The organism is Komagataeibacter kakiaceti JCM 25156 (assembly GCF_000613305.1).
In genome coordinates, this window is record NZ_BAIO01000130.1 from 1 (window position 1) to 5639 (window position 5639).

General features: G+C 66.6%; 2 protein-coding genes and 4 pseudogenes. 4 read left to right on the top strand and 2 right to left on the bottom strand.

What is annotated here, in order from left to right:
* Positions 1–160: SH3 domain-containing protein (locus JCM25156_RS27915; protein ID WP_242402563.1), on the top strand; the 160-nt coding region annotated here is incomplete at its 5' end.
* 31 nt (positions 161–191) lie between these two features.
* Positions 192–1630, top strand: a pseudogene (gene pyk, locus JCM25156_RS22865) (pyruvate kinase).
* Positions 1631–1759: 129 nt separating this feature from the next.
* Here the strand turns inward: pyk and JCM25156_RS08710 are convergent.
* The gene (locus JCM25156_RS08710; RefSeq protein WP_025812793.1) at positions 1760–2662 is read right to left on the bottom strand and encodes a prephenate dehydrogenase/arogenate dehydrogenase family protein; all 903 of its coding nucleotides are present in this window, start codon (positions 2660–2662) and stop codon (positions 1760–1762) included.
* Positions 2663–2705: 43 nt separating this feature from the next.
* Positions 2706–3781, bottom strand: a pseudogene (locus JCM25156_RS22875) (lysylphosphatidylglycerol synthase domain-containing protein).
* A gap of 209 nt (positions 3782–3990) precedes the next feature.
* On the opposite strand from JCM25156_RS22875, the pseudogene hpnA reads away from it, so the two are divergent.
* Both hpnA and JCM25156_RS22885 read left to right on the top strand, forming a co-directional pair.
* Positions 3991–4967, top strand: a pseudogene (gene hpnA / locus JCM25156_RS22880) (hopanoid-associated sugar epimerase).
* A 10-nt stretch (positions 4968–4977) separates the two neighbouring features.
* A pseudogene (locus JCM25156_RS22885) lies at positions 4978–5639 on the top strand (glycosyltransferase); the annotation flags it as partial.

Below are 5639 nucleotides of genomic sequence, written 5' to 3' on the forward strand. Positions count from 1 at the left end.
CGCCATCGTGGCCGTGCTGCGCCCGGGCGTGGTTGGCACCCTGCGCCAGTGTCAGGCGGGCAGCCTGTGGTGCAAGGTCTCGGTCAAGCAGTATGGTGGCTGGCTGGAACGCAGCGCGGTATGGGGGCTGTTACCGCAGGAGGTCGTCTCGCCCTCCTGATGACGATGTGATGGACAGGCAGGAGAAAATGATGCCGGAAACACCTTATCGCGCCCTACGCCGGACCAAGATCGTATCAACACTGGGGCCGGCCACATCAGACCATGCGGGCATACGCGCGCTGGCGGTGGCGGGGGTGGATGTATTCCGGCTCAACTTCTCCCACGGCACGCATGAGGACCACGCCGCCCGCCATGGCGTGATCCGTGATGTGGAGGCCGAACTGGGCCGCCCCATCGGCATACTGGCCGATGTGCAGGGCCCCAAGCTGCGGGTCGGCCATTTCGTCAACGGCCGCGTGCAACTGACAGCGGGCGCCCGCTTCCGCCTCGATCTCGACCCGACTCCGGGCAACGAGACGCGGGTATGCCTGCCGCACCCCGAAATTCTGGCCGCCGCGGGCAAGGGAAGTTCCCTACTGCTTGATGACGGGCGTCTGGCGCTGCAGGTCTGTGAGCGCGGCGACGATTTCCTGCTGACCGAGGTCACGCTGGGCGGCGCGCTGTCCGACCACAAGGGCGTGAATGTGCCCGATGTGGTCCTGCCCATCCCGGCCCTGACGGACAAGGACCGGGCGGACATGGCCTTCGCGCTGGAACTGGGCATCGAGTACGTCGGCCTGTCCTTCGTCCAGCGCCCCGATGACGTGCGTGAGGCCCGCGCGCTGGCCGATGGCCGGGCATGGATCATGACCAAGCTGGAAAAACCGCAGGCCATGGACAATCTGGAAGAGATTGTCGCCCTGTCGGACGCGGTCATGGTGCACGCGGCGATCTGGGGGTGGAACTGCCGCCCGAACACGTCCCGCTGGCCCAGAAGCGCATCATCCGCGTGGCCCGGCAGATGGGGCGGCCCGTTGTCGTGGCGACCCAGATGCTGGAAAGCATGATCCATGCCCCCACCCCCACCCGCGCGGAGGCGTCGGACGTGGCGACGGCGGTGTTCGACGGCGCGGACGCCGTGATGCTCTCGGCCGAGACGGCGGTGGGTTCCTACCCGCGGGAGGCGGTGGCCATGATGGACCGGATCGTACGCCGGGTGGAGGGGGATGAAGGCTGGCACCGCCACATGGAAAGCTCCGGCCCCGCACCCGAACATGACGTGACCGGGGCCATCGCCGCCGCCACGGGGCAGATCGCCGCCACGGTGGACGCCGCCGCGATCGCGGCCTTCACCCTGTCGGGGCGGACCGCGCTCCGAATCGCGCGCGAACGCCCGGCCTGCACCATCCTCGGTCTCACACCCACCGATGACATCGCCCGCCGGCTGGCGGTGGCATGGGGGGTACAGGCCATCTCCGTCGGGCAGGAAGCCCCGGTCCATACGATTGAAAGCGTGGTGGATCAGGCCCTGTCCGTCACGCGGATGGATGGCTACGGCACGGTGGGGGACAGGGTTGTAATCGTCGCGGGCCTGCCGTTCGGCGTGGCGGGCAGCACCAACACGCTGCGTGTCGCCATCATCAAATAAGCCTCATGGCCTGTTTGAAAATCCTGCCTTGGGACATCCGGTAAATCAGAAACACCGCCTTTTTTGAAAAAAGGCGGTGCCTGGAAACTTTTGCCGGTTCTTATCAACCAGTTATTTTCAAACAGCTTCTCAGGCCTGCCGGTTCTCGATCAGGCTGCGCCGGATGGCGCGGCCACGCTTGATCCGGCGCACGATCACATCCTCATCCCCCGTGCGGATGGCGTTGCCCATGGCCTGCGCATCCGCGATGAAGCGGTCGAGCATCTCCAGCAGCGCCTCACGGTTGTTGAGGAAGATGTCACGCCACATCGTCGGGTCGGAAGCCGCGATGCGGGTGAAATCCCGAAATCCTGACGCCGCGAAATCCAGCACCTCGGAACGGGTTTCATCCGCCAGATCATCCGCCGTGCCGCAGATGGTGAAGGCCAGCAGGTGCGGCAGGTGGCTGACAATGGCGCATACCCGGTCGTGATGCTCCACCGTCATGCAGCGCACGCGCGCGCCCATCATCTCCCACAGGGTCGTGATGCGGGCGATCGCGGCGGGGGGCGTGTTTTCCGGCGGGGTCAGCAGGCACCACCGGTCCTCGAACAGGGTGGCGAAACCGGCGTCCGGGCCTGAAAACTCCGTGCCCGCCATGGGGTGCGCGGGCAGGAAGGCAATATCGGGATACGCGGCCAGAAGCGGCTGCATGGCGTCCATGACCGTTTTCTTGACCGACCCGACCTCGCTCAGGATCGCGCCGGGCTTCATGGCGGGCAGCACCTGCGCCGCCACCAGCGCGATCGCGCCCACCGGCACGCAGATGATGACGCAGTCAGCCCCCCGCACGGCCCGGACCGGATCGGCCTCGACCGTATCGGCAATGTCCAGTTCGGCCACCCGCGCGCGGACCTCGGGGCTTATGTCGCACGCGACCAGATGCCGGGCGATGCGCCGGTCATCACGCGCGCGGCGCAGGATGGAAGACCCGATCAGGCCCGGCCCGATAATGACCAGCGTATCGAACAGGGGGGGGATGACTTCCGGCATGGTGGGGTCTGTCTGGCTCAGGTTTGGAACAAGGCGCGCGGGGTCAGTCCCGCGCGGCCTCCGTCTGTTCGCGCAGGGAACCCGATGCGGGCAGCGGGGCCGCCGCGTCATCGGTCATGGGGTTATCTTTGTTGCGCAGGGCCCGCATTTCCATTCCCTGCCATATCAGCAGCATGGGAATGCCGATGACCAGTTCACGCCCGCGCCGCAGCAGCGACAGCCCCAGCGAGACCGAAGGCGCGATGCCGAAGGCCGAACCGAGCGTGATATAGGCCGCTTCCTGCACCCCCAGCCCGGCGGGCACCAGGAACGAGACGGACATGATGCCGCAGGCCACGCCCTCGATCGCGATGGCGCCGCCGAAGCTCAGATGCGCGCCCAGGAAATAATAGGCGATCCAGATCGTGGCCGCGCTGCCCAGCCAGCCCACGTAATGCAGCAGCGCGCCCTGCACGATGCGGCCGGGACGCGACCAGATGGCGTTGAAACGGTCCTGGATGCTGTCCGCGCTGTTCAGCATCGCATCCTGCCACTGCGCGGCCATGTTGCTGCCCAGCCTGTTGCCCACGCGCTTGAGCAGGTCGCCCCCATGGCGCTGGGTCCAGATGAAACCGCCGATGCCCAGGCTCAGCAGCACGAGGCCGATGATGACCGGCCGCGCGAACGGACTGGACTGCTGGTGGGCCACAAGGCACAGCACGGCGGTCAGGATGAACAGGATCTGGCCCATCACCTCGGTGGTGATGTCCACCAGGTTGGCGCAGGCGGCTTCCCCCCCGCTGACATGATGCCCCCTGCCGCGCGCGAACAGGTCGCTCGAGCAGGTGGCCCGGATCCCCACCACCATGCCGCCGAGCTGCGAGAAGGGCAGGCATGCGGCCGCCGCATCGCGGATCATGCGCGAAACCAGCAGTTGCACGAACGGAATGTCCCGGCAAGCCGCGTGCCACGCAAGACCCAGTATTGCGTCAACTGCAAGCTGCGCCACGACGGTCGCCATGAACCCGACGAACCCGATGGAGACGATGGCCTGATCACCGACCCGGCCCCGTACCATGCGGTGCAGCCGGTCAGCAGGGCCAGGCCAAGGATGGCCAGCAGGATGGTGAGCTTTCTCAAAAAAGATCCGTCTTGGTCTGTGGGCGTCGGAACACCGGGTGAAATCGTACCACGATGGTCGACTGGGCCTGACTTACACTACCGGAGGGTCTGGCGCCACCGGGAGGTGTCGGGATAAATGGAACGCCCGCTGGTTGCGAGTCCGTATCGCAATCGTGAATTCTGTCCCCTGACGGAGTGATCATTCAGACCATGACAGCCCCAACCTTGTGACCGGCGCGACCGGTTTTGTCGGCTCGGCCGTTGCCCGCAACCTGGTGGAACGTGGGCACACGCTCCGGCTCATGGTGCGCAAGGGGAGCGACCTGACCAATCTGCGCGATCTCCCCGCCGAACTGGTGGAGGGGGATCTCTCCACCCCCGGCAGCTTCGACGCGGCGGTGAAGGGCTGCCGCTACGTCTTTCATGTCGCGGCGGATTACCGGCTGTGGGTGCCCGACCCGGTGCCGATGATGGTGGCCAACGTGGAGGGCACGCGCACGCTCATGATCGCGGCGCAGAAGGCGGGGGTGGAGCGGATCGTGTACTGTTCCTCCGTCGCGGCGCTGGGGCTGATCGGGGACGGCACGATTTCGGATGAGGAAACGCCGGTGCACGAGCATGGCGTGATCGGCATCTACAAGCGCTCCAAGTACCGCGCGGAACAGGAAGTCCTGCGCCTGGTGCATGAGCGCGCCCTGCCCGCCGTGATCGTGAACCCCTCCACCCCCGTCGCCCGCGCGACATCAAGCCCACGCCCACCGGGCAGATGATCCTGGACTGCGCGGCGGGCCGCATGCCGGCCTATGTCGATACCGGCGTGAACATCGTGCATGTGGATGACGTGGCCGAAGGCCATGCGCTGGCGCTGGAGCGCGGGCGCATCGGGGAAAAATACATTCTGGGCGGCCAGAACTACCTGCTGCGCGACCTGTTCGCCATGACGGCCGAACTGGCCGGTGTCGCGCCGCCGCGCATCAGCCTGCCGCAGGCGGTGATCTGGCCCGTGGCGGTGGCGAGTGAATGGCTGTCCCGCGTTTTTGGCATCGCGCCCCGTGTAACGCGGGAGATGCTGGCGATGTCGCACAAGAAAATGTTCTTTTCATCGGACAAGGCGATACGGGAACTGGGCTACGCCCCCCGCCCCGCGCGTGAGGCGGTTAAGGACGCCATAGACTGGTTCCGTCAGCACGGCATGCTGGACTGAGGTTTCCATCATGCTTGTGCTTCCCCTTTCCATCCTGACCCTTGTCATCTGGCTGGGGCTGATCTTCTGCCATGGCCGGTTCTGGCAGGCTGGTCCCATCCTGCGCCCGGTGCGCGGCGCGCAGCTTGCGGGCCAGAAATGCCCCGAAGTGTGCGTGGTGGTGCCCGCGCGGGACGAGGCGGCCTCCGTCGTGCGGTGCGTCGGCTCCCTGCTGGCTCAGGATTACCCCGGTGAGCTGCATGTCATCGTGTTGATGACAACAGCACCGATGGCACCGGCAGGCTGGCGCGCTCCGTGCCGGATCCGCGCGGGCGGCTGACGGTGATGAAGGGCAAGTCCCGCCCGCCGGGATGGAGCGGCAAGCTGTGGGCGGTGTCGCAGGGGGTGGCGCGGGCGCGTGAACTCATGCCCGATTCCAGCGGATTCGTGCTGCTGACCGATGCCGACATCACCCACGACCCGCGCCATGTCTCGACACTGGTGGCCAAGGCGGAGGCCGGGCACCTCGACCAGGTGTCCGAAATGGTGGAACTGAACTGCGCCAGCCCCGCCGAGCGCATGCTGGTCCCGGCTTTCGTGTTCTTCTTCACGCTGCTCTACCCCTTCGCCAGCGTGAACAATCCGCGCAGCCGGGTCGCGGGGGCGGCAGGCGGCACGGTGCTGGTGCGCTGG